This is a genomic window from Salinarimonas sp. (genome assembly GCF_040111675.1).
In the GTDB taxonomy this organism is placed as follows: Bacteria; Pseudomonadota; Alphaproteobacteria; order Rhizobiales; family Beijerinckiaceae; genus Salinarimonas.
Genome location: NZ_CP157794.1, coordinates 4,135,135 through 4,158,766 on the forward strand (window position 1 = coordinate 4,135,135; position 23,632 = coordinate 4,158,766).

22 protein-coding genes are annotated in these 23,632 nt (G+C 72.4%); 16 read left to right on the forward strand and 6 right to left on the reverse strand.

The features are described 5' to 3' along the window. Positions 1-14 precede the first annotated feature (14 nt). From urtC to urtE, 3 genes are read left to right on the forward strand one after another with little or no spacing between them, the layout of a single operon-like run. Positions 15-1,151 carry an urea ABC transporter permease subunit UrtC gene (gene urtC / locus ABL310_RS19350; RefSeq protein ID WP_349368635.1) on the forward strand — a complete coding sequence of 379 codons (1,137 nt, stop codon included), beginning with the start codon at positions 15-17 and terminating at the stop codon, positions 1,149-1,151. Between the two features lie 20 nt (positions 1,152-1,171). Then, a complete protein-coding gene (gene urtD / locus ABL310_RS19355) occupies positions 1,172-1,972 on the forward strand; it encodes an urea ABC transporter ATP-binding protein UrtD (RefSeq protein ID WP_349368636.1) in 801 nt (266 codons plus the stop codon). A gap of 4 nt (positions 1,973-1,976) precedes the next feature. Beyond that, positions 1,977-2,675, forward strand: a complete 699-nt coding sequence (gene urtE, locus ABL310_RS19360) for an urea ABC transporter ATP-binding subunit UrtE (RefSeq protein ID WP_349368637.1) — start codon at positions 1,977-1,979, stop codon at positions 2,673-2,675. A 48-nt stretch (positions 2,676-2,723) separates the two neighbouring features. Here the strand turns inward: urtE and ABL310_RS19365 are convergent. Further along, a protein-coding gene (locus ABL310_RS19365) for an IS630 family transposase (RefSeq protein WP_349368028.1) occupies positions 2,724-3,676 on the reverse strand; the annotation gives its coding sequence in 2 pieces (ribosomal slippage) (positions 2,724-3,334 and positions 3,334-3,676; 954 coding nt in all). Positions 3,677-3,797: 121 nt separating this feature from the next. On the opposite strand from ABL310_RS19365, the gene ABL310_RS19370 reads away from it, so the two are divergent. Further along, entirely contained in the window at positions 3,798-4,604 is an 807-nt protein-coding gene (locus ABL310_RS19370; RefSeq protein ID WP_349368638.1) for a hypothetical protein, read from the forward strand. Positions 4,605-4,900: 296 nt separating this feature from the next. Here the strand turns inward: ABL310_RS19370 and trxB are convergent, their stop codons facing one another. Then, on the reverse strand, positions 4,901-5,902 hold the full coding sequence (gene trxB / locus ABL310_RS19375) for a thioredoxin-disulfide reductase (RefSeq protein ID WP_349368639.1): 1,002 nt from the start codon (positions 5,900-5,902) through the stop codon (positions 4,901-4,903). Positions 5,903-5,906: 4 nt separating this feature from the next. Next, positions 5,907-6,977 (reverse strand): mitochondrial fission ELM1 family protein, encoded by a 1,071-nt coding sequence (locus ABL310_RS19380; protein ID WP_374730344.1) that lies wholly within the window; start codon positions 6,975-6,977, stop codon positions 5,907-5,909. A gap of 107 nt (positions 6,978-7,084) precedes the next feature. Here ABL310_RS19380 and ABL310_RS19385 point away from each other — a divergent pair, with 107 nt between their 5' ends. Next, positions 7,085-7,573 (forward strand): Lrp/AsnC family transcriptional regulator, encoded by a 489-nt coding sequence (locus tag ABL310_RS19385; protein ID WP_349368640.1) that lies wholly within the window; start codon positions 7,085-7,087, stop codon positions 7,571-7,573. Between the two features lie 12 nt (positions 7,574-7,585). Here ABL310_RS19385 and ABL310_RS19390 read toward each other — a convergent pair whose 3' ends face one another. Together ABL310_RS19390 and ABL310_RS19395 are read right to left on the reverse strand one after the other, a co-directional pair. After that, positions 7,586-8,122 carry a hypothetical protein gene (locus ABL310_RS19390; RefSeq protein WP_349368641.1) on the reverse strand — a complete coding sequence of 179 codons (537 nt, stop codon included), beginning with the start codon at positions 8,120-8,122 and terminating at the stop codon, positions 7,586-7,588. A 189-nt stretch (positions 8,123-8,311) separates the two neighbouring features. Continuing rightward, entirely contained in the window at positions 8,312-8,707 is a 396-nt protein-coding gene (locus tag ABL310_RS19395; RefSeq protein WP_349368642.1) for a PIN domain-containing protein, read from the reverse strand. 132 nt (positions 8,708-8,839) lie between these two features. On the opposite strand from ABL310_RS19395, the gene ABL310_RS19400 reads away from it, so the two are divergent. The 7 genes from ABL310_RS19400 (at position 8,840) to ABL310_RS19430 (ending at position 17,365) form a co-directional block, all read left to right on the forward strand. Then, a complete protein-coding gene (locus ABL310_RS19400) occupies positions 8,840-9,025 on the forward strand; it encodes a DUF3309 family protein (protein WP_349368643.1) in 186 nt (61 codons plus the stop codon). A 13-nt stretch (positions 9,026-9,038) separates the two neighbouring features. Next, a complete protein-coding gene (locus ABL310_RS19405) occupies positions 9,039-9,287 on the forward strand; it encodes a hypothetical protein (protein ID WP_349368644.1) in 249 nt (82 codons plus the stop codon). 96 nt (positions 9,288-9,383) lie between these two features. After that, entirely contained in the window at positions 9,384-10,625 is a 1,242-nt protein-coding gene (locus tag ABL310_RS19410; RefSeq protein WP_349368645.1) for an MFS transporter, read from the forward strand. A 188-nt stretch (positions 10,626-10,813) separates the two neighbouring features. Further along, positions 10,814-14,290, forward strand: a complete 3,477-nt coding sequence (carB, locus tag ABL310_RS19415) for a carbamoyl-phosphate synthase large subunit (RefSeq protein WP_349368646.1) — start codon at positions 10,814-10,816, stop codon at positions 14,288-14,290. Positions 14,291-14,399: 109 nt separating this feature from the next. Beyond that, the gene (gene greA, locus ABL310_RS19420; RefSeq protein ID WP_349368647.1) at positions 14,400-14,873 is read left to right on the forward strand and encodes a transcription elongation factor GreA; all 474 of its coding nucleotides are present in this window, start codon (positions 14,400-14,402) and stop codon (positions 14,871-14,873) included. A gap of 174 nt (positions 14,874-15,047) precedes the next feature. Then, positions 15,048-16,661: a gamma-glutamyltransferase gene (locus tag ABL310_RS19425; RefSeq protein WP_349368648.1), complete on the forward strand. Its 1,614-nt coding sequence runs from the start codon at positions 15,048-15,050 to the stop codon at positions 16,659-16,661. Then, positions 16,658-17,365, forward strand: coding sequence for a DUF1045 domain-containing protein (locus tag ABL310_RS19430; protein ID WP_349368649.1), 708 nt, complete (start codon positions 16,658-16,660; stop codon positions 17,363-17,365). Before ABL310_RS19425 ends, ABL310_RS19430 begins: the two co-directional genes overlap by 4 nt. 203 nt (positions 17,366-17,568) lie before the next feature. On the opposite strand, the gene ABL310_RS19435 is transcribed toward ABL310_RS19430, so the two are convergent. Continuing rightward, positions 17,569-19,749: a primosomal protein N' gene (locus ABL310_RS19435; protein WP_349368650.1), complete on the reverse strand. Its 2,181-nt coding sequence runs from the start codon at positions 19,747-19,749 to the stop codon at positions 17,569-17,571. 87 nt (positions 19,750-19,836) lie between these two features. Between ABL310_RS19435 and ABL310_RS19440 the strand changes: the two genes are divergently transcribed. The 4 genes from ABL310_RS19440 (at position 19,837) to fabG (ending at position 23,528) form a co-directional block, all read left to right on the forward strand. Continuing rightward, the gene (locus ABL310_RS19440) at positions 19,837-20,772 is read left to right on the forward strand and encodes a tyrosine recombinase XerC (protein WP_349368651.1); all 936 of its coding nucleotides are present in this window, start codon (positions 19,837-19,839) and stop codon (positions 20,770-20,772) included. 101 nt (positions 20,773-20,873) lie between these two features. Next, positions 20,874-21,719, forward strand: coding sequence for a response regulator (locus tag ABL310_RS19445; protein WP_349368652.1), 846 nt, complete (start codon positions 20,874-20,876; stop codon positions 21,717-21,719). A 114-nt stretch (positions 21,720-21,833) separates the two neighbouring features. Then, on the forward strand, positions 21,834-22,784 hold the full coding sequence (fabD, locus tag ABL310_RS19450) for an ACP S-malonyltransferase (protein WP_349368653.1): 951 nt from the start codon (positions 21,834-21,836) through the stop codon (positions 22,782-22,784). A gap of 6 nt (positions 22,785-22,790) precedes the next feature. Beyond that, a complete protein-coding gene (gene fabG / locus ABL310_RS19455; RefSeq protein ID WP_349368654.1) occupies positions 22,791-23,528 on the forward strand; it encodes a 3-oxoacyl-[acyl-carrier-protein] reductase in 738 nt (245 codons plus the stop codon). Positions 23,529-23,632: the final 104 nt, after the last annotated feature.

The window sequence follows — 23,632 nt, forward strand, 5'->3', positions numbered from 1 at the left end:
CGAGAGGCGCGCCCATGACCCGCAAGCCCATCCTCTTCCGGCTGATGGCGCCGCACATCGCGCCGGCGATCGCGCTCCTCGTCGCGGTCGCGGCGCTGGTGCCGATCGCCAACCTCGCCTTCCCGCCGGATCACGCGCTCCATGTCCCCACCGCGACCGTGGTGCTGATGGGCAAATGGCTCACCTTCGCGCTCCTCGCGGTCGCGCTCGATCTCGTCTGGGGCTATTGCGGCATCCTCTCGCTGGGCCACGGCGCCTTCTTCGCGCTCGGCGGCTACGCCATGGGCATGCACCTCATGCGCGAGATCGGCCCGCGGGGCGTCTACGGCCACCCGGTCCTGCCGGACTTCATGGTGTTCCTGAACTGGGACGCGCTGCCGGTCGCGTGGTGGGGCTTCGACGTCTTCGCCTACGCGGCCTTCATGGCGCTGTTCGTGCCGGGGCTGCTGGCCTTCGTCTTCGGCTGGCTCGCCTTCCGCTCGCGGGTGACCGGCGTCTATCTCTCGATCATCACCCAGGCCGGCACCTACGCCCTGATGCTCGCCTTCTTCCGCAACGAGCTCGGCTTCGGCGGCAACAACGGGCTCACCGACTTCAAGGACGTGCTCGGCTTTTCGCTGCAGGCGAGCGAGACCCGTGCGGGCCTGTTCGCCCTCTCCGCGCTGGCGCTGGCCGGCGGGCTGCTGCTCGCCCAGGCGATCGTCACCTCGAAATTCGGCCTCGTCCTCGTCGCCATCCGCGACGCGGAGGCGCGCACGCGCTTTCTCGGCTACCGGGTGGAGCGCTTCAAGCTGTTCGTCTTCGTGGTCTCGGCGATGATGGCGGGGCTCGCCGGCGCCCTCTACGTGCCGCAGGTCGGCATCATCAACCCCTCGGAATTCTCCCCGGCCAACTCGATCGAGGCCGTGGTCTGGGTCGCGGTCGGCGGACGCGGGACCCTGTCGGGCGCGGCTTTGGGCGCGGTGCTGGTCAACTGGGCGAAGAGCTTCCTCACGGGCGCCTATCCGGAGGCCTGGCTCTTCGTCCTCGGCTTCCTGTTCGTCGCCGTGACGCTCTACCTGCCCAAGGGCATCCTCGGCGCCCTGCGCGCGATCCGGCTCGGCAAGCGCGCGCGGCAGGCGCAGGCCGCCAGCGCCCAGCCGGCTGAGTAAGGCCGAGTGAGGAGCACGCGATGACCACCACCCTCGAGCCCCGGCCCGCCCCCGCGCCGCCCCGCGCGCCCGCCCCGCGCACGACGGAGGCGCTCCTCTATCTCGACGCCGTCAGCGTCTCCTTCGACGGATTCCGGGCGCTCAACAGCCTCTCCCTCGTGCTCGAGCCCGGCGAGATGCGCGCCATCATCGGCCCCAACGGCGCGGGCAAGACCACGATGATGGACGTCATCACCGGCAAGACCCGGCCCGACACGGGCACCGTTCTCCTCGACGGCGCGCACGATCTCACCCGCCTCGACGAGGCGGCGATCGCCGAGCTCGGGATCGGCCGCAAGTTCCAGAAGCCCACCGTGTTCGAGATGGTGAGCGTGGAGGAGAACCTCGTTCTCGCGCTCGCCGGCCCGCGCGGGGTGCGCGCGAGCCTCTTCCACCGCCGCTCGGCCCAGGAGGCGCGGCGCCTCGCCGAGATCCTCGAGATCGTCAAGCTCGAGGAGCGGCGCTTCGAGCTCGCCGGCGCGCTCTCGCACGGCCAGAAGCAATGGCTCGAGATCGGCATGCTGCTGGCGCAGGACCCGAAGATCCTCCTCGTCGACGAGCCCGTCGCCGGCATGACAGACGCCGAGACCGAGACGACCGCCGACCTCCTGCGCCGCATCGCCGCCGACCACACGGTGATCGTGGTGGAGCACGACATGAGCTTCGTGCGCGCGCTCGACGTGAAGGTCTCCGTCCTGCACGAGGGCTCGGTCATCGCGGAGGGCTCGCTCGACCAGGTCTCGGCGGACCGGCGGGTGATCGAGGTCTATCTGGGGCGGTGAGATCATGCTGGACGCGCGAGACATCGATCTGCATTACGGCGCGGCCCAGGCCCTGCGCGGCGTCGGGCTCACGGCGGAGCCCGGGCGCGTGACCTGCGTCATGGGCCGCAACGGCGTCGGCAAGACCTCGCTGATGCGCGCCCTCGTGGGCCAGGTGCGGGTCTCCGCCGGGGCGATCCTGTGGCGCGGCGAGGACGTGACGCGGCTCGAGCCCTACGCCCGCGCGCGGCGCGGCATCGCCTACGTGCCGCAGGGGCGCGAGATCTTCCCGCTGCTCACGGTGGAGGAGAACCTGCGCACCGGCTTCGCCGCGCTCGCGGGGAAGGCGGCGAAGACCGTGCCGGACGAGGTCTTCACCCTCTTCCCCGTCTTGAAATCCATGCTGCGCCGGCGCGGCGGCGACCTTTCCGGCGGCCAGCAGCAGCAGCTCGCCATCGCCCGGGCCCTGGTGACCCGCCCCGCGCTCCTCATCCTCGACGAGCCGACGGAGGGCATCCAGCCCTCGATCATCCAGGACATCGGCCGCGCCATCGAGACGCTCAGGGCGCGCGGCGACATGGCGATCGTGCTCGTCGAGCAATATTTCGACTTCGCCGCGGCGCTGGCCGATTCGATCGTGGTGATGGACCGCGGCGAGGTCGTGCTCTCCGGCGAGGCGACGGCGCTCGATCGCGAGGCGGTGCGCCGGGCCGTGATGGTTTGAGCACCGGCGAGCAACCTCCGCGCAAGGTTTGCGCGCTAGAGCAGATTCTCACCACTCGGGTTCATATCCTGCTGCGGTGAAGAAGTTCGCGCATTCCTCTGGCGGGAAGGCTTCGATGGCGTCGGCGACGGCGCTCCAGAGGGCGTCGCGCGTCCGGGCGGCGACCTTCCTGAGCAGGGCCTTCAGCTTGGCGAAGGCGTTCTCGATGGGGTTGAAGTCCGGGCTGTAGGGCGGCAGGAAGCGCAGCTCGGCTCCGGCCGCCTCGATGGCCTCGCGCACGGCGGGGGTCTTGTGGCTGGCGAGGTTGTCCATGATCACCACGTCGCCGGGGCTCAGCGTCGGAACCAGGACCTGCTGGACGTAGGCGAGGAAGCTCGCCGCGTTGATCGCGCCGTCGATCAGCATCGGCGCGTCGATCCCGCCGATCCTGAGCCCGGCCACGAAGGTCGTGGTGCGCCAATGGCCGTGAGGGATGCCGGCGCGCAGGCGCTCGCCTTCGGGGGCGCGGCCCCGCAACCGCGCCATCTTGGTGTTGAGCCAGGTCTCGTCGATGAAGATCAGCCGCTGCGGGTCGAGCTCGGGCTGCTCCTCGAACCAGGCCTCGCGGGCCGCGGCGACGTCGGCGCGGTCCTGCTCGCTGGCGTGGCCGGACTTTTTTTGAACGTCAGGCCGTGGCGGCCGAAGAAGCGGTGCACCGTCGAGGGCGCGAAGCGCTCGCCGTGCTCGCGCTCGAGCCGCTCGGCGATCTCGACGAGGGTGAGATCCGGCGCCTCCTCCACCATCGCGAGGATGACCGGGCCGAGCGCCTCGATCCGCCCGGACCGCGTGTCGCCGCCTTGCGCCCGCGGCGCGACCGAGCCCGTCTCGCGCCGAAGGTTGAACCACTTCACCGCCGCGGACGGCGCGATCCCGAAGCGGTCCGCCGCGGCCCGGCGGCTCATGCCGGCATCGACCGCAGCGAGGACGCGCTGCCTCAGATCCATCGAGAGGGGCTTCGTCATGGCGGCTGGCCTCCTCCGCCAGCCTCTACCGTGAATCACGAACTGGCCTCGAAGGGAATCCCCCGCGCGATTCCATCAGGAAGCGATCTGCTCTAGTCTCCAGCTTTGGAGAGGTGCGCCGATGGCACAGCCGACGTCGCAGAAGGACAGCGGGCGCCGCGCGCCGGCCTATCTCGTCGCCGTGCGCTACGAGACGCCGCCGGTCGCCGGCATCGCGCCCGGAGCCTGGACGCTGATCGAGACGCACGCCGAGGACTGGCGGGCGCGCGACGGCGCGCGCCTGATCGCGAGCTTCGTCGAGAGCGGCGGCGGCGCGGTCGCCGTGGTCGAGGAGCCGGAGGCGCCGGACGCCCGGCCGCGGCTCGTCGAGATCTACGGCGACAAGGCGCTCGCCGAGAGCCTCGCCGCCGTCGAGCGCACCGCGCCCGCCGTGCGCGACGCCTTCGCGGCGGCGATGACCGAATACTGGAGCGCGATCCTCGCCCGGCGCCCGAAGGAGCGCGGGCGCGGCCCGAAGGGCAAGGCCGTGCGCCCACGCGCGAAGCCGCGCTCGCGCATCCGGCTCCTCGCCGGCGGCGGCCTCGCCGCGGCGCTCGCGCTGGCGCTGGCCCTCGGCCTCGCCCGCGTTCTCGCGCCGGACCCGCCGCTGTCGACCGCCTCGGTCCCGCCCGGGCCGGAGCTCGAGTTCCAGCGCGCCGGCGGCTTCATGCTGATGCGGCCCAGCGACGCGGAGGAGCGCGCCCACGACGGCCAGCTGCTCTACCGCGCCTACCGCATGCACCCCGACGGGCGGCGCGAATACGTGGGCCTGCGCCTCGCGGACGGCTCGGAGCCGCCCCCGCCGCCGCAGGTCGGCAGCCCCGGCCAGCGCGGCGGCGTCAACCACCTGCGCGCCATCTCCGAGAGCTTCGGCGGCGGGCGGCGGTAGCGCGGCGGGGGCTCTTCGGTTTGGTGCAGACCGAGCAAGCGGTCGAGCGCTCGCGAGCCATCGATGCAGGCTCTCCCCTCGCCCTCGTGGCGAGGGGTCGGGGGTGTGGGTCGTGCAGGACTATCGCGACCGCGATGCCGCGCGAACCAGCAGCGTCGAGCTCGTTCTGCTTGGGCTCGCGCTTCATCACGACCCCCATCCGCCCCCTTCGGGGGCACCTTCTCCAAGAACGAAGGACGAGCGGCTGACGCCGCTCGGTGAGGGCCTCCAACGGCGCGGGACGATGTGCGACTCGTCTACTCCCAGGCGGCGAGCATCTGGTCGTGCTGCTTCTCCTCGGCGCGCACGGCGGGGTCGGCGGAATGCTCGGCGAGGAACTTCTCGGCCTCGAGCGCGGCCATGCAGCCCATGCCCGCCGCCGTCACGGCCTGGCGGTAGACGTCGTCGGCGACGTCGCCGGCGGCGAAGACGCCCGGCACCCCCGTGCGCGCCGTGCCCGGCTCGACGACGAGGTAGTTGCCGGCCTTCATCGGCAGCTGGCCCTCGAACAGCTCGGTCGCGGGCTTGTGGCCGATGGCGATGAAGACGCCGTCGGTCCTCACCTCCTCGATCGCGCCGCTCACGGTGTCCTTCAGCCGGACATGCGTCACGCCGGCGGGCATGCCGCCGCCGCAGATCTCGTCGACCGCCGCGTTCCAGCGCACCTCGATCTTCGGGTTGGCGAACAGCCGGTCCTGCAGGATCTTCTCGGCGCGCAGGCTGTCGCGCCGGTGCACCAGGGTCACCTTGGAGGCGAGATTGGCGAGATAGAGCGCCTCCTCGACCGCGGTGTTGCCGCCGCCGACCACGACGACCTCCTTGCCGCGGAAGAAGAAGCCGTCGCAGGTGGCGCAGGCCGAGACGCCCGCGCCCTGGTACTTCTCCTCCGAGGGCAGGCCCAGCCACTTCGCCTGCGCGCCCGTGGAGACGATCAGAGCATCCGCGAGGTAGACGTCGCCGGAGGAGCCTTCCAGCCGGAACGGGCGCTGCGACAGGTCGACCTTGGCGATGTGGTCCGAGACGAGCTTGGTGCCGACGTGCTCGGCCTGGGCGCGCATCTGGTCCATCAGCCAGGGGCCCTGGATCACGTCGGCGAAGCCCGGATAGTTCTCGACGTCGGTCGTGATGGTGAGCTGGCCGCCGGGCTGGATGCCGGAGATCAGGACCGGCTCCAGCATGGCGCGCGCGGCGTAGATGGCGGCGGTGTAGCCGGCGGGGCCGGAGCCGAGGATGACGAGCTTCGCGTTCGTGGTGGCCATGGTCCTACTCTCCTCGCGTCTCGGCGGGTTCGCCGAGCGCGGTCTGCGGCAGCCCGAGCGCCGCGCGATGGGCGCGATAGGCGCGCGCCAGGGCGGCGGCGACGACGGGCGTCGAATCTAGGGGCTCGTACCGGGTTCCTTCAAGGCGTCCGCGAAAGGGCCGCGCCACCCCCTGCCTCTCGAGGCCCGAGACGAGCGTCTCGAACTTTCGATGCCCGCCCGTCGGCGCGAACACAAGCACCGGCGCGCCGGAGGCGGCGGCTTCCCCCAGCATGTTGGTCGAATCGGCCGTGACGACGATCGCATCCGCCAGCGCGAGGAGGGCGACGTAGGGGTTCTCGCCGCTCCCGTCCCAGAAGAAGCCGCCGGTCTCGGCCGCCAGGCGGGCGAGGCCCGCGCGCAGGGCGTGCGGCGTGCGCCGCGAAGCCGTGATCATCGGCCGCGCCCCGTCCTCCCGGGCGAGACGGGCGAGATCGGCGAGGAGGCGCGCCTGATCCGCGTCGGTGAAGCGGTGGTGCCGGCTGTCGCCGCCGGCGAGCACCGCGACGCGCGGGCCGGGCAGGCCGGCGAGCCGCGGATCGGGCGCGGCGCGGGCGGCGGCGAGACGCGCGGGCGTCACGCGATGCGGCGCGGTGAGCGTGGCGAGGACGGTCTCGCCCCGCAGCCGGTCGTGCTCCGAAACCCAGACGAAATCCGCGGCGGAGGGCCCGGTGCGCGGATCCTTGAGAAACGCCGTGAAGGTTCGTCCGTCGCTCGCCCGCTTCAAGGCGGGGAGGTAGGGCACCGCGCGCCGGCCGGAGGCGATCACGAGATCGGGATAGGGCTCGGGCAGCGGCCCCTCCGGCCGGCCGGGACGCTCGCGCGGGTCGATCGGCCCGCGCGGGGCGAGCCAGGCGAAGGGCCGGCGCGGGCGCACGCGACGGATCTCGGGGGCGAGCCCCAGCGCCTCGGCCACGCCGAGGCATTGCAGCTCGTCGCCGGCCTTGCCGTCGGTGAGGACCACCGCGCGGGTGGGGAGGAGCGCCCCAGTCTCGTCCAGCGTCTCGTCCACCGTCTCGTCCAACGTCTCGACCACCTGGACCTTCTCGGGCGATACCCCGGGTGAATGCGTCCCCGCCGCTTGTGCGGAGGCGACGGGCGGTCTACCTCTGTCCTGGCGCAATGGCCAGGAGCTCTTCATACGTGCGTGGACGTCTCGACTCCATAGACCTCGCGATCCTTCGCGAGCTGCAGGCGGACGGCAGCATCACGAACGTCGAGCTCGCCCGGCGCGTCGGCCTGTCCGCGCCGCCCTGCCTCAGGCGCGTGCGCGCCCTCGAGGAGGCCGGCGTCATCAAGGGCTACCGCGCCATGGTCGACCCCAAGGCGGTCGGCATCGAGGTCGTCTGCTTCGCCATGGTGCAGCTTCAGAGCCAGAAGCAGAGCGACCTCGTCGCCTTCCAGGCGCACATCAAGGACTGGCCGTCGGTGCGCGAGTGCTGGACGCTCTCCGGCGACATCGACTTCATCCTGAAGTGCGTCGCGCCCAACCTCTCGGCCTTCCAGGCCTTCGTCGGCGATCTCGTCAGCCTGCCCAACGTACGCAACGTGCGCACGGCGCTCAGCCTCGACCAGGTCAAGGACGAGCCGCTCGTCCCGCTCGAGCAGATCGACACCGAGACGACGCCCTGAGGACGCGGCGGCTCACAGCCGCCGCGCCAGCCAGCTCGCATAGGCCTCGGCGAGGTTCACCGCCCGGCGCTGCTCGAAGCTCTCGGCGTACCAGGGGCCGGACTGGCCCGGCGGCAGCGCGACGCGCAACGGCGTCGAGGCGATCACCTGCCCGTCGACGGTGAGGAAGGCGTCCCCCGCGAGCTCGTCCGCCGACATGCCGCCGGGCGCGCCGAAGCCGAAGATCCAGTCGTCCTGCCCGCCCGAGCCGTAGCCGCGCAGCTCGAACCGGTCGAGCACCACGGTGAGCGTCGCGCCGCCCCGCGCGCGGCGCCCGGCGAACTGCGCTTCCAGCGCCCGACCGAGCGCGACCTGCAGGAGGTCGGCGTAGTTGCCGACGCCCTTGGCGCGCAGGGGCGAGACGTCGACGCGGATCTGGCCGATCGCCGGCGCGGGCTGGGCCGCGGCCGGCAGGGCGACGCCCGAAGCGACGATCGCCAGGGCGGCGACGAGGAGCGCGCGAAGCCGCGCGGGGAGCGTCGGCGGCGTGACGAGGGCGGTCGTTGTCATGGCGTGTCCTCCTGTCCGGAGCGCATCCGAAGCGATCCATCCAGCAGTCGGTCCCGGCCCGCGGCTGGTTCGATGCGCGCCTGTCCCCGGGGCGCAGCATAGAGCACGCCGCGAGGACGCGCAGACGTCTTCCCCGCACCGCTACCGGATCGGGAGACAACCCGGCGCGCGGCGGAAGGGTCCCGCGGGTCAGAGATCCTCGGCGCGCGCGAAGGCGCCCGGCGTCTCGACGCGGCAAGGCAGGGCGCCCGCATGGGCGAGGAGGTGATCGTCGCTCGTGATCAGCACCGCGTCGGCGGCGGCGGCGAGCGCCGCGAACTTGCGATCCGCCGGGTCCTCCACCATCCCGAACGCCTCCGGGTCGGTCTCGCCGCCGAACCGGTTCTCCTCGCGGAACAGGCTCTCGGCATCCTCCCAGAGCAGGCGCGGGATGCGGGAGAGGACGTGCTTCGTCTCGGCCCGGGTCGCCTCGTCCCAGACGAGCGCGAGCCGGCCCTCGCGGACGGCGGCCAGGACGCGCGCCGAGGCGCTGCCGGGATTGAAGCCCGCCGCCACGAAGGCGTTGGTGTCCACCACGATGCGCACGCCTCTCCTCCTCCGCTCGCCGTCTCGCCGTCTCGCCGTCTCGCCGTCTCGTCGTCTCGTCGTCTCGCCGGGAACGAAATCCTTCCCCCTCCCGTTCGACGGGGACCAGGGTGCAGCGTAAGGGAGGGCGCCGTGTACGGCTTCTGGATTCTGCTTCTCCTCCTATTGATCCTCGTCGCGGTGGCGCCGGCCTGGCCCTACAGCCGCGGCTGGGGCTACACCCCGGCCGGCGCGCTCGTCGGCTTCATCATCCTGTTCATCATCTTCGTGTGGCTCGGCTGGATCGTCTTCGCCTGGCCCTGGGCCACGGCCTATTGAGGGAGCGCATCCGATGGCGGACAAGCTCACGCGCGAGGAGGTGCGGGCCATCGTCGGGCCCGTGGACGACATCACGGTGGCCGAGATCATCGGCACGGGCGCGACCGAGGAGGAGCTCGTCGAGGCCCGGGCCTGGGTCGAGAACGACGAGGCCGTGCTCAACGAGGGCCGGCACATCCCCTCGGGCGGGCGCCTGAGCAAGCTCGTCGAGATCCTCTCCCCGCCGGAGGAACCCGAGGAAGCCTACCGGCTCGAGCCCTGAGCCGGTCGCCGGCGCGCGGGAGCGCAACCCCGGCCTCGCATTCGCGCGCCCCGGCCGCCGTGGCGGACGAATGCGCTCCCGTGCTATCGCTCGCGCATGACGCTCTTTCGCGCCAGCCCCCTCGCCCCCGCCGGGCGCGAGGTGATCGACACGCGGGCCGCCTGGGCGCGGCTCGCGATCGCGGTCGCGCTCTCGGCCTTCGGCGGCGCGGGCATGTGGTCCGTCGTCGTCGCGATCCCGGCGGTGGAGACGGCGTTCGAGGCGAGCCGGGCCGGCGCGTCCTTCGCCTACACGCTCCTGATGATGGGCTTCGCCGGCGGCGGGATCGTGATGGGCCGCATCGCCGACCGGGTGGGCATCGTGCCGCCGCTCGTCATCGGCGCGCTGCTCCTGTCGGCGGGCTACGCCATCGCGTCCCTCGCGCCGAACCTCACCGTGTTCGCGCTCGCGCACGGGCTCCTCATCGGCGTCGGCGCCTCAGCGGCGTTCGGGCCGCTCCTCGCCGAGATCTCCCATTGGTTCCAACGCCGGCGCGGCATCGCGGTGGCGATCTGCGCCTCGGGCAACTACGTGGCGGGCGCGATCTGGCCGCCCTTCGTCCAGCACCTGATCGAGACCGTCGGGTGGCGCCAGGCGCACCTGACCATGGCGATCGTGCTGGTCGTGGCCATGGTCCCGCTCGCGCTCACGATGCGCCGGCGCGCGCCCGTGGCCGCGGCCGGGGAGGCCCATGTCGCGCCCCCCGGGCGCGCCGCGCTCGGGCTGTCGACGAACGCGCTGACCGCGCTCCTGATGATCGCCGGCGTCGCCTGCTGCGTCGCCATGGCGATGCCGCAGGTGCACATCGTCGCCTATTGCGGCGAGCTCGGCTACGGCGCGGCGGCGGGCGCGCAGATGCTCTCGCTGATGCTGGGCCTCGGCATCGTCAGCCGCATCGCCTCGGGCTTCATCGCGGACCGGATCGGCGGGCTCGCGACGCTCCTCATCGGCTCGACGCTCCAGGCCTTCGCCCTCGTCCTCTACATGCTCGTCGACGGTCTCGCGGCGCTCTACCTCGTCTCCGCCCTGTTCGGCCTGTTCCAGGGCGGCATCGTGCCGAGCTACGCCATCGTCGTGCGCGAGTATTTCGCGCCGGGCGAGGCGGGCGTGCGGGTCGGGATCGTGCTGATGGCGACCATCGTCGGCATGGCCTTCGGCGGCTGGCTGTCGGGCCTGATCTTCGATCTCACGGGAAGCTACGCCATGGCCTTCCTCAACGGCGTGGCCTGGAACCTGCTCAATCTCGGCATCGTCGCGCTGCTCCTGATCCGCCGGGGCATGCGGACGGCGCCGGCCTGAGCGCGCGCGCTTTGCCGGCGCGGTTTCGGGTCTCGCGCCCTTCCCTCGCGTCGCGGATCGGTCTATAGACGCCCCCGACATCGCGATCCCGGCCGCGCCGAGCGGCCGGGCCGCTCGGCATGGGGCTCATGTGTTCGCGCGCGGGCCTCTTTTTTCATGCGCCGAGGGGCCCCGAACACGAGACCGACATGCCCAAACGCACCGATATCTCCACGATCCTCATCATCGGCGCGGGGCCGATCGTCATCGGCCAGGCCTGCGAGTTCGACTATTCCGGCACGCAGGCGGTGAAGGCCCTCAAGGAGGAGGGCTACAGGATCGTGCTGGTGAACTCCAACCCGGCCACGATCATGACCGATCCGGAGCTCGCCGACCGGACCTACGTCGAGCCGATCACCCCCGAGGTCGTCGCCAAGATCATCGAGAAGGAGCGCCCCGACGCGCTCCTGCCGACGATGGGCGGGCAGACGGCGCTCAATTGCGCGCTCTCGCTCCAGCAGATGGGCGTGCTCGACAAGTTCGGCGTGGAGATGATCGGCGCGAAGGCCGAGGCCATCGACAAGGCCGAGGATCGCCAGCTCTTCCGCGAGGCCATGGCCAAGATCGGGCTCGAGACGCCCGCCTCGCGCCTCGCCAACGCCTCGGCCCTGAAGAAGAAGCACAAGGACCAGTACAAGGCCGAGATCGCGCGCCTCGAGGCGATGGACGTCGCCGCCGACGAGAAGGCGCGCCTCGCCGCGGAGTTCGAGCGCAGCTGGGCCGCGGGCGAGATCGAGCGGCGCAAGCGCACCATCGAGTACGCGCTGGGCGAGGCCCTGATGGCGCTCGCCGAGGTGGGCCTGCCCGCGATCATCCGTCCCTCCTTCACGCTGGGCGGCACCGGCGGCGGCATCGCCTACAACCGTGAGGAGTTCCTCGACATCGTCGAGCGCGGGCTCGACGCCTCGCCCACCGGCGAGGTGCTGATCGAGGAGAGCGTGCTCGGCTGGAAGGAATACGAGATGGAGGTGGTCCGCGACCGCGCGGACAATTGCATCATCATCTGCTCCATCGAGAACTTCGACCCGATGGGCGTGCACACGGGCGATTCGATCACGGTGGCGCCGGCGCTGACGCTCACCGACAAGGAATACCAGATCATGCGCGACGCCTCGATCGCGGTGCTCCGCGAGATCGGCGTCGAGACCGGCGGGTCGAACGTGCAGTTCGCCATCAACCCGGCGAACGGCCGCATGGTCGTGATCGAGATGAACCCGCGCGTGTCGCGCTCCTCCGCCCTCGCCTCGAAGGCGACGGGCTTTCCCATCGCCAAGGTCGCGGCGAAGCTCGCGGTGGGCTACACGCTCGACGAGATCGCCAACGACATCACCGGCGGCGCGACGCCGGCCTCGTTCGAGCCGACGATCGACTACGTCGTCACCAAGATCCCGCGCTTCGCCTTCGAGAAGTTCCCCGGCGCCGAGCCGACGCTCACAACCTCGATGAAGTCGGTGGGCGAGGCGATGGCGATCGGCCGCTCCTTCCCCGAGAGCCTGCAGAAGGCGCTGCGCTCGCTCGAGACCGGGCTCACCGGCCTCGACGAGATCGAGATCGAGGGCCTCGGCAAGGGCGACGACGAGAACGCCATCAAGGCCGCGCTGGGCACGCCGACGCCGGACCGCATCCTCAAGGTCGCCCAGGCGCTGCGGCTCGGGACCTCGGTCGAGGACGTGCACGCCTCGTGCATGATCGACACGTGGTTCCTCGAGCACCTGAAGGACATCGTCGACACCGAGGCGAAGGTCCGCACGCTCGGCCTGCCGACCACGCCCGGCGCCTTCCGCCGGCTCAAGGCCATGGGCTTCTCCGACGCGCGCCTCGCGGTGCTCGCGAACCTGGAGGAGGCCGAGGTCAAGGCGAAGCGCCGGGCGCTCGACGTGCGCCCGGTCTTCAAGCGCATCGACACCTGCGCGGCCGAGTTCGCCTCGCCCACCGCCTACATGTACGCGACCTACGAGCAGCCCTTCGGCGCGGCCCCGGCCGACGAGGCGCAGCCGAGCGACGCGAAGAAGGTCGTCATCCTCGGCGGCGGGCCGAACCGGATCGGCCAGGGCATCGAGTTCGACTATTGCTGCTGCCATGCCTGTTTCGCGCTCGGCGACGCCGGGTACGAGACGATCATGATCAATTGCAATCCCGAGACCGTCTCGACCGACTACGACACCTCCGATCGGCTCTATTTCGAGCCGCTCACCGCCGAGGACGTGCTCGAGATCATCGACACCGAGCGCACGAAGGGCACGCTCCACGGCGTGATCGTGCAGTTCGGCGGCCAGACGCCGCTCAAGCTCGCGCGCGCGCTCGAGGACGCGGACGTGCCGATCCTCGGCACCTCGCCGGACATGATCGACCTCGCCGAGGACCGCGACCGCTTCAAGCGCCTGCTCGACAAGCTCGGCCTCAAGCAGCCCAAGAACGGCATCGCCTATTCGGTGGAGCAGGCCCGGCTCGTGGCGCAGGATCTCGGCCTGCCCTTCGTGGTGCGCCCCTCCTACGTGCTCGGCGGGCGCGCGATGGCGATCATCCGCGACGAGACGCAGTTCGAGGACTACCTGCTCGGCACCCTGCCCTCGCTGATCCCCTCCGACGTCAAGGCGCGCTACCCCAACGACAAGACGGGGCAGATCAACACGGTGCTGGGCAAGAACCCGCTCCTGTTCGACCGCTACCTGACCGACGCGACCGAGATCGACGTCGACGCCCTGTGCGACGGCAAGGGCGTGTTCGTCGCCGGCATCATGGAGCACATCGAGGAGGCGGGCATCCATTCGGGCGACTCGGCCTGCTCGCTGCCCCCGCGCACGCTCTCCGAGGAGACGATCGCGGAGCTCGAGCGCCAGACCAGGGCGCTGGCGCTGGCTCTCGACGTCGGCGGCCTGATGAACGTGCAGTACGCCATCAAGGACGGCGCGATCTACGTGCTCGAGGTCAACCCGCGCGCCTCGCGCACGGTGCCCTTCGTCGCCAAGGTGATCGGCGAGCCCATCGCCAAGATCGCCTCGCGGATCATGGCGGGCGAAGCGCTGGACAGCTTCGGCCTCGCCGAGCGCAAGGTCGCCCTCGACCACATCGCGGTGAAGGAGGCGGTGTTCCCCTTCGCGCGCTTCCCCGGGGTCGACGTGCTGCTGGGACCCGAGATGCGCTCCACCGGCGAGGTGATCGGCCTCGACCGCTCCTTCGGCATCGCCTTCCTGAAGAGCCAGCTCGGCTCGGGCACGATGCTGCCGAAGGCCGGCACGGTGTTCGTCTCCGTGCGCGACGAGGACAAGGCCGGCATCCTGCCCGCGGTGCGCATGCTCGCCGACCAGGGCTTCCGCATCCTGGCGACGAGCGGCACGCAGCGCTTCCTCGAGGCCGAGGGCGTCAAGGCCAAGAAGATCAACAAGGTGCTGGAAGGCCGACCGCACATCGTCGACGCAATCAAGAACGGGGACGTGCATCTCGTCTTCAACACCACGGCGGGCGCGAGCGCGCTCTCCGATTCCCGGTCGCTCCGCCGGGCGGCCCTCTTGCATAAGGTGCCGTACTACACCACTCTCGCAGGAGCGATCGCGGCCGCGGAAGGCATCGAGGCCTATCTCGGCGGCGATCTCGAAGTGCGGGCGCTTCAGGACTATTTCGCCTGAGGCGCGACGCGCGCCCCCCGCGCGCGGCTCCCGCCCACCCCCGCCACCCGCCGCGGCGCGGAGCGCGACGACGCTCCGCGCGCGGTTTTTTCGTCAGTGAGCCAAGAACATGGACAAGGTTCCGATCACGGCCCCGGGCTTCAGGAAGCTGGAGGAGGAGCTCAAGCACCGCCAGCAGGTCGAGCGCCAACGGATCATCCAGGCGATCTCGGAAGCGCGCGCGCTGGGCGACCTGTCCGAGAACGCCGAGTATCACGCCGCCAAGGAAGCCCAGTCCCACAACGAGGGCCGCATCCTCGAGCTCGAGAGCCTGATCTCCCGCGCCGAGGTGATCGAGCCGTCGAAGCTCAACGGGGACCGCGTCAAGTTCGGCGCGACCGTCACGCTGATCGACGAGGACACCGAGGAGGAGAAGGTCTACCAGATCGTCGGCGAGCCGGAGGCGGACGTGCATTCCGGCCGGGTCTCGATCGGCTCTCCCATCGCGCGCGCCCTGATCGGCAAGACCGTCGGCGACACGGTGGAGGTCCACACGCCGGGCGGCGGCAAGTCCTACGAGGTGACGAGCGTCGCCTTCCGCTGAGGGCGGCCGCGCCCGCACCCGCCTCCCGCACCGCCGGCAGACGAAAGCCTCTCCGAAGCGCCCGCTTCGGGGAGGCTTTCGCATGGTCGATGTCGCGCCATCCCCCTCGCCAGCGCGGCTCGCCCGCGCTAGGAACGCGGTCGACGCCACCGACCGCGAGCCCGCGAGAGCCCGATGCCCCGCCTCGAGACCCCCACCTTCGCCTCCGCCGCCGTCGCCGCGCCGCACCGGGCCGCCGCCGAAGCGGGGCGCGCGATCCTGATCGAGGGCGGCAACGCGGTCGAGGCGATGATCGCCATGGCGGCGACGATCGCCGTCGTCTACCCGCACATGAACGGCATCGGCGGCGACGCCTTCTGGTGCGTCTCCGAGCCGAACGGGCGCGTCCACGCCATCGACGCCGCCGGCTTCGCGGGCGCGCGCGCGACGCCGGCCTTCTATCTCGACCGCGGGCACGAGACCATTCCCTCCCGCGGCCCCCTCGCGGCGCTGACCGTGCCCGGCACGATCGACGGCTGGCGGCTCGCGGGCGAGCTGGCGCGCGCGCGCGGCGGGCGCCTCCCGCTCGCGACGCTGCTCGCCGACGCCATCCGTCGGGCCCGCGAGGGGACGCCCGTCTCGCCGAGCGAGGCGCGCTACTGGGCGCGCACGGATCTCCCCACCGCGCACGCCGACCTGAGGGCGGCGCCGGGCTTCGTCGAGAGCTACTTCCTCGACGGCGAGCCGCCCGCCGCCGGCGCGCCGCGGCGGCTGACGAAGCTCGCCGACACGCTGGCCTACCTCGCCGAGGCGGGCCTGCGGGACTTCTACGAGGGCGACGTCTCCCGCGAGATCGCCGCCGACCTCGAGCGCCTCGGCGCGCCGGTGACGCGCGCGGACCTGCGCCGCTACGAGGCCCGCGTCGTGCGGCCGCTCTCGATCCGCCTGCCCGGCCTCGACGTCTACAACCTGCCCCCGCCGAGCCAGGGCGTCGCGGCGCTCGCCATCCTCGGCATCGCCGAGCGGCTGGCGCTCGGGCGCGTCGACGACGCGGCCTGGCATCACGGGCTCGTCGAGGCCGTGAAGCAGGCGTTCCGCCTGCGCGATCGCGTCGCCGTCGACCCGGCGCGGCTCGCGCGGGACGCGCAGGATCACCTGTCCGAGGAGCGCTTCGCCCGCGCCGCCGCCGAGATCTCGATGTCCCGCGCCGCGCCCTATCCGCATCCGGGCTCGGAGGCGGACACGGTCTGGATGGGCGCCATCGACGATGACGGGCTCGCCGTGTCGTTCATCCAGTCGGTCTACTGGGAATACGGCTCCGGCTGCGTGCTGCCGGCGACCGGGATCACGATGCAGAACCGCGGCACCGCCTTCCCGCTCGACGCCCGCGCCGCGAACCCGCTCGCGCCGGGGGCCAAGCCCTTCCACACGCTCAATCCCGCGCTGGCCCGCTTCGCCGACGGGCGGGTCGTGCCCTACGGCTGCATGGGCGGCGACGGCCAGCCGCAGACGCAGGCGCAGGTGCTGACGCGCTACCGCGCCGGGCTCTCCCCGGCCGAAGCGGTGGACGCGCCGCGCTGGCTGCTCGGGCGCACCTGGGGCGAGAGCTCGACCACCCTGAAGCTCGAGAGCCGCTTCGACGAGAGCGTGATCGCCGGGCTCGAGCGCCTCGGCCATCCGGTCGAGGTGCTCGACGCGCCCTATTCCGATACGCTCGGCCATGCCGGCATGCTGGTGAAGCACCCCCGCGACGGCCGCGTCGAGGCCGTCCACGACCCGCGATCCGACGGAGGCGCGCTCGGCCTATGACGATCCGCTACGGTCTCTACCTCGTCCCCCAGGCGCTCTCGGACCTGTGGGCCTTCGGCTGCGGCGTGCTCGGCTACGACGCCGAGAGCGGCGCGGACGTGCCCCAGATCGTGCCGCCCTCGCAGGATCCGGGCGACTTCCACCGGCTCACCGAGGACCCGCGCCGCTACGGCTTCCACGCCACGATGAAAGCGCCCTTCCGTCTCGCCGAGGGCCGGACCGTGGAGCAGCTGAGCGCGGCGCTGGCCGATTTCTGCGCGGATCGCGCGGCCTTCCGGCTGCCGCGGCTCGCGGTGAAGGCGGTGGGCGCGAACGCCGCCGGCGACGCCTTCATCGCCCTCGTCGAGCCCGCGCCGACGCCGGAGCTGATCGCGCTCGAGCGCGACCTGGTGCTCGGCTTCGAGCCCTTTCGCGCGCCCCTCACCGACGCCGAGATCGCGCGCCGCGATCCGGAGCGCCTCAGCGAGCGCCAGCGCGAGAACCTGATGACCTACGGCTATCCCGGCGTCCTCGACCTCTTCCGCTTCCACCTGACGCTCGCCGGCCGCGCCCCCGCCGCGCAGGTCGCGACGCTGGAGGCCGAGCTCGCCGCCCTCTACGCCGAGCGCGTGCCGGAACCGGGGATGCTGGTCGACCAGGTGGCGCTGGTCGAGCAGGTGGACGGCGGCCGGTTCACGGTGCGGGAGCGGGTGCTGTTCGTGTGAGGGTGTCATCCCCGGCCGAAGCCGGCGTCAGCCGGCGCAGGGGAAGGGGACCCAGCGCGGAATGTCGCGCCGAAGGCGCTCCTTCGGCCGCCGGCCAGGCGGCTGGTCGCCGCCGAATGCCGCCGCTTCGCGGCGAAGAGTCGTGCTGGGTCCCCTTCCCCTGCGCGCCTTCGGCGCTCCGGCCGGGGATGACATGCTCTCTCTCACAGGAAGCTCTGCGGGTCCACGTCCACGGTGACCCGGATCCCGCCCTTCGGCTTCGGCCCGGCGGCGAGCCAGTCGCGCAGGAAGCCCTGGAGGTCGCGATCGCGGGCGGCGCGGACCAGGATGCGCACGCGGTGGCGGCCGCGGATCATGGCGAGCGGGGCCTCGGCCGGGCCGAGCACGGAGAGGTCGGCGTCGAGAACGCCCATGCCGTGCGCCGCGCGGACGAGCTCGCGGGCGTAGGCGTGGGTCGCGTCCTTGTCGGCGCCTGCGATCACGAGCGCCGCGAGACGCCCGAAGGGCGGCAGGCGCGCCGCCTCGCGGGCCGCCTGCTCCTCGGAATAGAAGCGCTCGGCGTCGCCCGAGAGCAGCGCCGCGATCACGGGATGGCCGGGCTGGTAGGTCTGGAGCAGCGCGCGCCCGGGCTTGTCGCCGCGCCCGGCGCGGCCGGTCACCTGCTGGAGCAGCTGGAAGGTCCGCTCCGCCGCGCGGGGGTCGCCGGAGGTGAGGCCGAGATCGGCGTCGACGACGCCCACCACCGACAGGAGCGGGAAGTTGTGGCCCTTGGCCACGAGCTGCGTGCCGATGACGATGTCGCAGGCGCCCTCGGCGACGGCGTCGAGCTCCGCGCGCATGCGCTCGGCGCCGCCGGGGAAGTCGGAGGAAAGCGTGATGACACGCTTGCCCGGAAAGAGGGTCGCCGCCTCCTCGGCGATGCGCTCGACGCCGGGCCCGCAGGGCGTGATCGTGTCGACCCCGCCGCAGGACGGGCAATGGTCCGGCCGGCGCTCGACATGGCCGCAATGATGGCAGACGAGCGCCCGGCGGAAACGGTGCTCGACGAGCCAGGCGGTGCAGTTCGGGCACTCGTAGCGATGCCCGCAGGCGCGGCAGAGCGTGAGCGGCGCGAAGCCCCGGCGGTTGAGGAAGAGCAGCGCCTGCTCGCCGCGCGCCGTCGCGGCCTCCACCGCCGCCGCGAGCGGCGGCGCGATCCAGCGCCCCTGCGGCGGGCCGTTGGCGCGCATGTCGATCGCCGCGATGTCGGGCAGCGTGCGCCCGCCGAAGCGCTCGGGCAGGCGGATATGGGCGTAGCGCCCGCGCTCGGCGTTGACCCGGCTCTCGAGCGAGGGGGTCGCGGAGGCGAGCACGATCGCGGCGGGCTCGAGCCGGGCGCGGATCACCGCCATGTCGCGGGCGTGGTAATGGACGCCGTCCTCCTGCTTGTAGCCAGCGTCGTGCTCCTCGTCGACGACGACGAGCTTGAGGTCGGCATAGGGCAGGAAGAGCGCCGAGCGCGCGCCGACGACGACCGTCGCCGCGCCGGAGGCGACGTCGGCGTAGAGCCGCTCGCGCCGCCGGCCGGTGACGGCGGAGTGCCAGGCGGCGGGGCGCACGCCGAAGCGGCGGGCGAAGCGCTCGAGGAACTGGCCCGTGAGCGCGATCTCCGGCATCAGGATCAGGCTCTGCCCGCCCTGCCGCAGGGCCTCGGCGATGGCCTCGAAATAGACCTCCGTCTTGCCCGCGCCGGTGACGCCCTCGAGCAGGACCGGCGGCGGCGGCCCCTCCCCCGTCGCGCGCACGGCAGCGGCGAGGGCGGCGGCGGCGTCGGCCTGGGCCGGCGACAGGCGCGGGGCGGCGTGGGCCGGATCCGGCGCGGGGCGCGGCGGCTCCGCGAGCGCGAGCGCCTCGAGCGCGCCCTCGTCGACGAGCCCGTCGACGACGCCGGCGCTCACCCCCGCGGCGAGGGCGAGCTCGCGCTTGGGCCGCGCCAGGCCGTCGGCGGCGGCGGCGAGCACGCGCTCGCGAGCCGGCGTCATCCGCCTGGGCAGCGCGCCCGTGGCGCGCACGCCGACGCGCGGCGCCTCGGGGCGGCTCTCGTCGGGGAGCTTGAGGGCCATGGCGAGCACGGCCCCGCGGGGCGCCAGGGTCCAGCGGGCGACGAAGTCGATCAGCTTCCGCAGCGGCTCGGCGAAGTGCGGCCCCTCCAGCGGTCCCGACAGGGTCTTGAGATTGTCGCCCGCCCCCTCGCGCAGGCCCCAGACCACGCCGGCCACCTCGCGCTGGCCGAAGGGCGCGCGCACGGTCTCCCCGACCCGCGGGCGATAGCCCTCCGGCAGGCGGTAGCTGAACAGGGTGTCGAGGGGCAGCGGGACGAGGACGTCCGCCAGCGTCTGGGACATGAGATCGGTTGCGCGTTGACGCTTTGGTGAGCCTGCGCGACGAGACTTACGCCATCGCGCCAGCCGGCGCTACGGTCGAGCCCCGTGATGATCGCCCCCGACGTCGACGCCGCCCTGCGCGCCCATCTCGTCGCCCTCGCGACCGAGAGGCGCTACGCGCCGAACACGATCGAGGCCTATGGACGCGACATCCGGCAATTCCTCGCCTTCCTCGCCGAGCATCTCGGCGCGCCTCCGGATGCGGCCGCGATCGCGGCTCTGCCGGCGCGGGATCTGCGCGCCTTCCTCGCCGCCAGACGACGGGAGGGCGCCGTCGACGCCACGCTCTCGCGCAAGCTCGCCGCCGTGCGCGGCTTCGCGCGGCGGCTCGCGCGCGACGCAGGCGTCGAGATGTCCGGGATCGCGGCCGTGCGAGGCCCCAAACGCAGGCGCGACCTGCCGCGGCCCCTCCCCGCCCCGGCCGCCGTGGCGCTCGCCGACCCGGCCACACGCGCCGACGAGGACAAGCCGGACTGGGTGCTCGCCCGGGACGCGGCGGTGCTCGCCCTGCTCTACGGCGCGGGCCTGCGCATCTCGGAGGCGCTCGGCATCGCGCGTCGCGACGCGCCGCTCGAGGCCGGGGGGCGCCTCACCGTCGTCGGCAAGGGCGGTCGCACGCGCGCGGTGCCGATCATTCCGGCGGTGGCCCAGGCCGTTCGCGTCTATGTCGGGTCCTGCCCTCACCCGCTGCCCGCGGACGCGCCGCTCTTCCGCGGCGAGAAGGGCGGGCCGCTGAGCCCGCGCATCGTGCAGGGCGTGATGGCGCAGCTGCGCGGCGGGCTCGGCCTGCCGGAGAGCGCGACGCCGCATGCGCTGCGCCATTCCTTCGCGACGCATCTCCTCGCCCGCGGCGGCGACCTGCGCGCCATCCAGGAGCTGCTCGGCCACGCCTCCCTCTCGACGACGCAGGTCTACACGAGGGTCGACGCGCAGAGCCTCCTCGCCGCCGTCGAGGCCGCTCATCCGCGCGCGCGCCGGGGTTGACGCCGCTGCGGAAGCTCGACCGTTTTCCCATCGCCGTAACGTTCTGAAAAGCATTCTTGCTTACCGTTGCGCCGTCTTCCGGAAGCCGCAAAGGGGATTTCATGGTCGATCGAGCCGCACGCGTCGGAGCCGAGGAGCGCCGTCACCTGCGCGTGCTCGTCGCCGATCCCGCGGACGGCGCGCGCCTGAGCCTCGCCGTCACCCTCAAGGGCTTCGATCCGACGATGGAGATCGTCGAGACGACGGACGGCCGCGAGACCAACGCCGCCCTTCTCAAGCGCAAGCCGGACCTCGCCTTCGTCAACGTGCACATGACCGGCATGTCCGGCGCCGAGGCGGTGGCGATCGCGCGCCACCAGGGCGCACGGCCGCTCACCATCCTCATGGCCGACGGCGTGATGAAGCACTGGGTCGACCTTTCCGTCGAGCTCGACGCCTACGAGTTCCTGAAGAAGCCCTTCGACGCCGATCACGTCACGGCGCTCCTCAAGAACCTGCGGCGCATGCGCGAGCCGCTGCGGCTCCTCCTCGTCGACGAATCGGACCAGGCCCGGGGCACGGTGCGCAAGATCTTCGAGCGCAGCCGGTTCTCCTTCGAGATCGACGAGACCGATTCGGGCCGCCATGCCCTCAAGCTCCTGCAGATGACGAGCTACGATCTGGCGCTGATCGACATGAACCTCTCGGGCGTCGACGGGCTCGAGACCGCCTGCCAGGCCCGCGAGGTGGCGCCCGACACGCGCCTCCTGATGATGACCGTCTCGTCCGGCGACAGCCTGCCCGGCGCGCTGAAGCATTTCGGCGTCGAGGCGCTCTTGAAGAAGCCCTTCTACATCCGCGACGTCGAGAAGGTCTTCCACAAGATCTACGGCCTGCGTCGGCCCTACCTGATGAACGCCCTCACCCCCGAGGCCGAGGCCAAGCAGCGCGTCGCCGCGATGCGCTGACGGCGCGCGCGGACGCCGGCCGGCGTCCGCGCCCGTCGCTTGACTTCCCCCCCGCCCTTTGCGAAGCCGCCTGCCGGTCGATCGACGGCCGCGTCGCCGCACGAGGGAGAGGTCATGAGCCGCGCATTGGTGTTTCCGGGCCAGGGCAGCCAGGCCGTGGGCATGGGCAAGGCGCTCGCCGCCGCCTATCCGCAGGCGCGCGCCGTGTTCGAAGAGGTCGACGACGCGCTCTCGCAGGCGCTCTCCGAGCTGATGTTCGAGGGTCCGCTGGAGCCGCTCACGCTGACGTCGAACGCCCAGCCCGCCCTGATGGCGACCTCGCTCGCGGCTCTGCGCGTGCTCGAGGCCGAGGCCGGCCTCGACGTCGCCCGCGACGTCGCCTTCCTCGCCGGCCATTCGCTCGGCGAATATTCGGCGCTCGCCGCCGGCGGCGCGCTCTCGATCACCGACACGGCGCGGCTCCTGCGCATCCGCGGGAACGCCATGCAGGAGGCGGTCCCCGTCGGCGCGGGCGCCATGGCGGCCCTGATCGGGATCGAGATCGAGGGCGCGCGGGAGATCGCCGCCGAGGCGGCCGAGGGCGACGTCTGCGACGTCGCCAACGACAACGGCGGCGGCCAGGTCGTCGTGTCGGGCCACAAGCCGGCCGTGGAGCGCGCCGTGGCGATCGCGCAGGCGCGCGGCGTCAAGCGCGCGGTGATGCTGCCGGTCTCCGCCCCGTTCCATTGCGCCCTGATGGCGCCCGCCGCGGAGGCCATGCGCGCCGCTCTCGCCGAGGTGACGATCTCCGCGCCCAAGGCCCCCGTCGTCGCCAACGTGACCGCCGCGCCGGCGAGCGATCCCCACGCCATCCGCGAGGCGCTCGTCGCGCAGGTCACGGGAACCGTTCGCTGGCGCGAGAGCGTCGCCCATATGGCGGGAGAGGGCGTCGACGCCTTCGTCGAGGTCGGGGCCGGCAAGGTCCTGTCCGGCCTCGTCAAGCGCATCGCGGCCGGCTCGGCGACGCAGGCCGTCGGCACGCCCGACGACGTCGGCGCGTTCCAGGCCGCCTTTCAGCGAGGATAAGCGATCATGTTCGACCTGACCGGGCGCAAGGCCCTCGTCACCGGCGCGACCGGCGGGCTCGGGGGCGACATCGCCCGCGCGCTGCACGCCCGCGGCGCCACCGTCACCCTCTCGGGGACGCGCCGCCCGGCGCTCGACGCGCTCGCGGGCGAGCTCGGCGAGCGGGTCCACGTCGAGGTGGCGAACCTCGCCGACAAGGAGTCGGTGGAGGCGCTCGTGCCGGCGGCCGAGGCCGCCATGGGCGGGCTCGACATCCTCGTCAACAATGCCGGGATCACCAAGGACAACCTGTTCATGCGCCTCAAGGACGAGGACTGGGACACGGTGATCGCGGTGAACCTCACCGCTGCCTTCCGGCTCTCGCGCGCGGCGGTGAAGGGCATGATGCGCCGACGCTTCGGGCGCATCGTCAACATCTCCTCGGTCGTCGGCGCCACGGGCAATGCCGGCCAGGGCAACTACGCCGCCTCGAAGGCGGGCCTGGTGGGCATGTCGAAGGCGCTCGCCGCCGAGGTCGCGAGCCGCGGCGTCACGGTGAACGCGGTGGCGCCGGGCTTCATCGAATCGCCGATGACGGAGGCGCTGAACGAGAAGCAGCGCGCGGCGATCCTCGACAGCGTCCCGGCGGGCCGGCTCGGCACCGGATCGGACATCGGCGCGGCGGTGGTCTACCTCGCCTCCGACGAAGCCGGCTACGTGACGGGCGCCACCCTGCACGTCAACGGCGGCATGGCGATGCTCTGACGCCCGCGGAGGCTGTGTCCTCCGAAATCTGGGGGCCGCCGTGCGGCGGCTCTCGCCACGGCCGATGCCGTGTGTTAGGAAACCGCGAAATTTCGTCGTCGGCT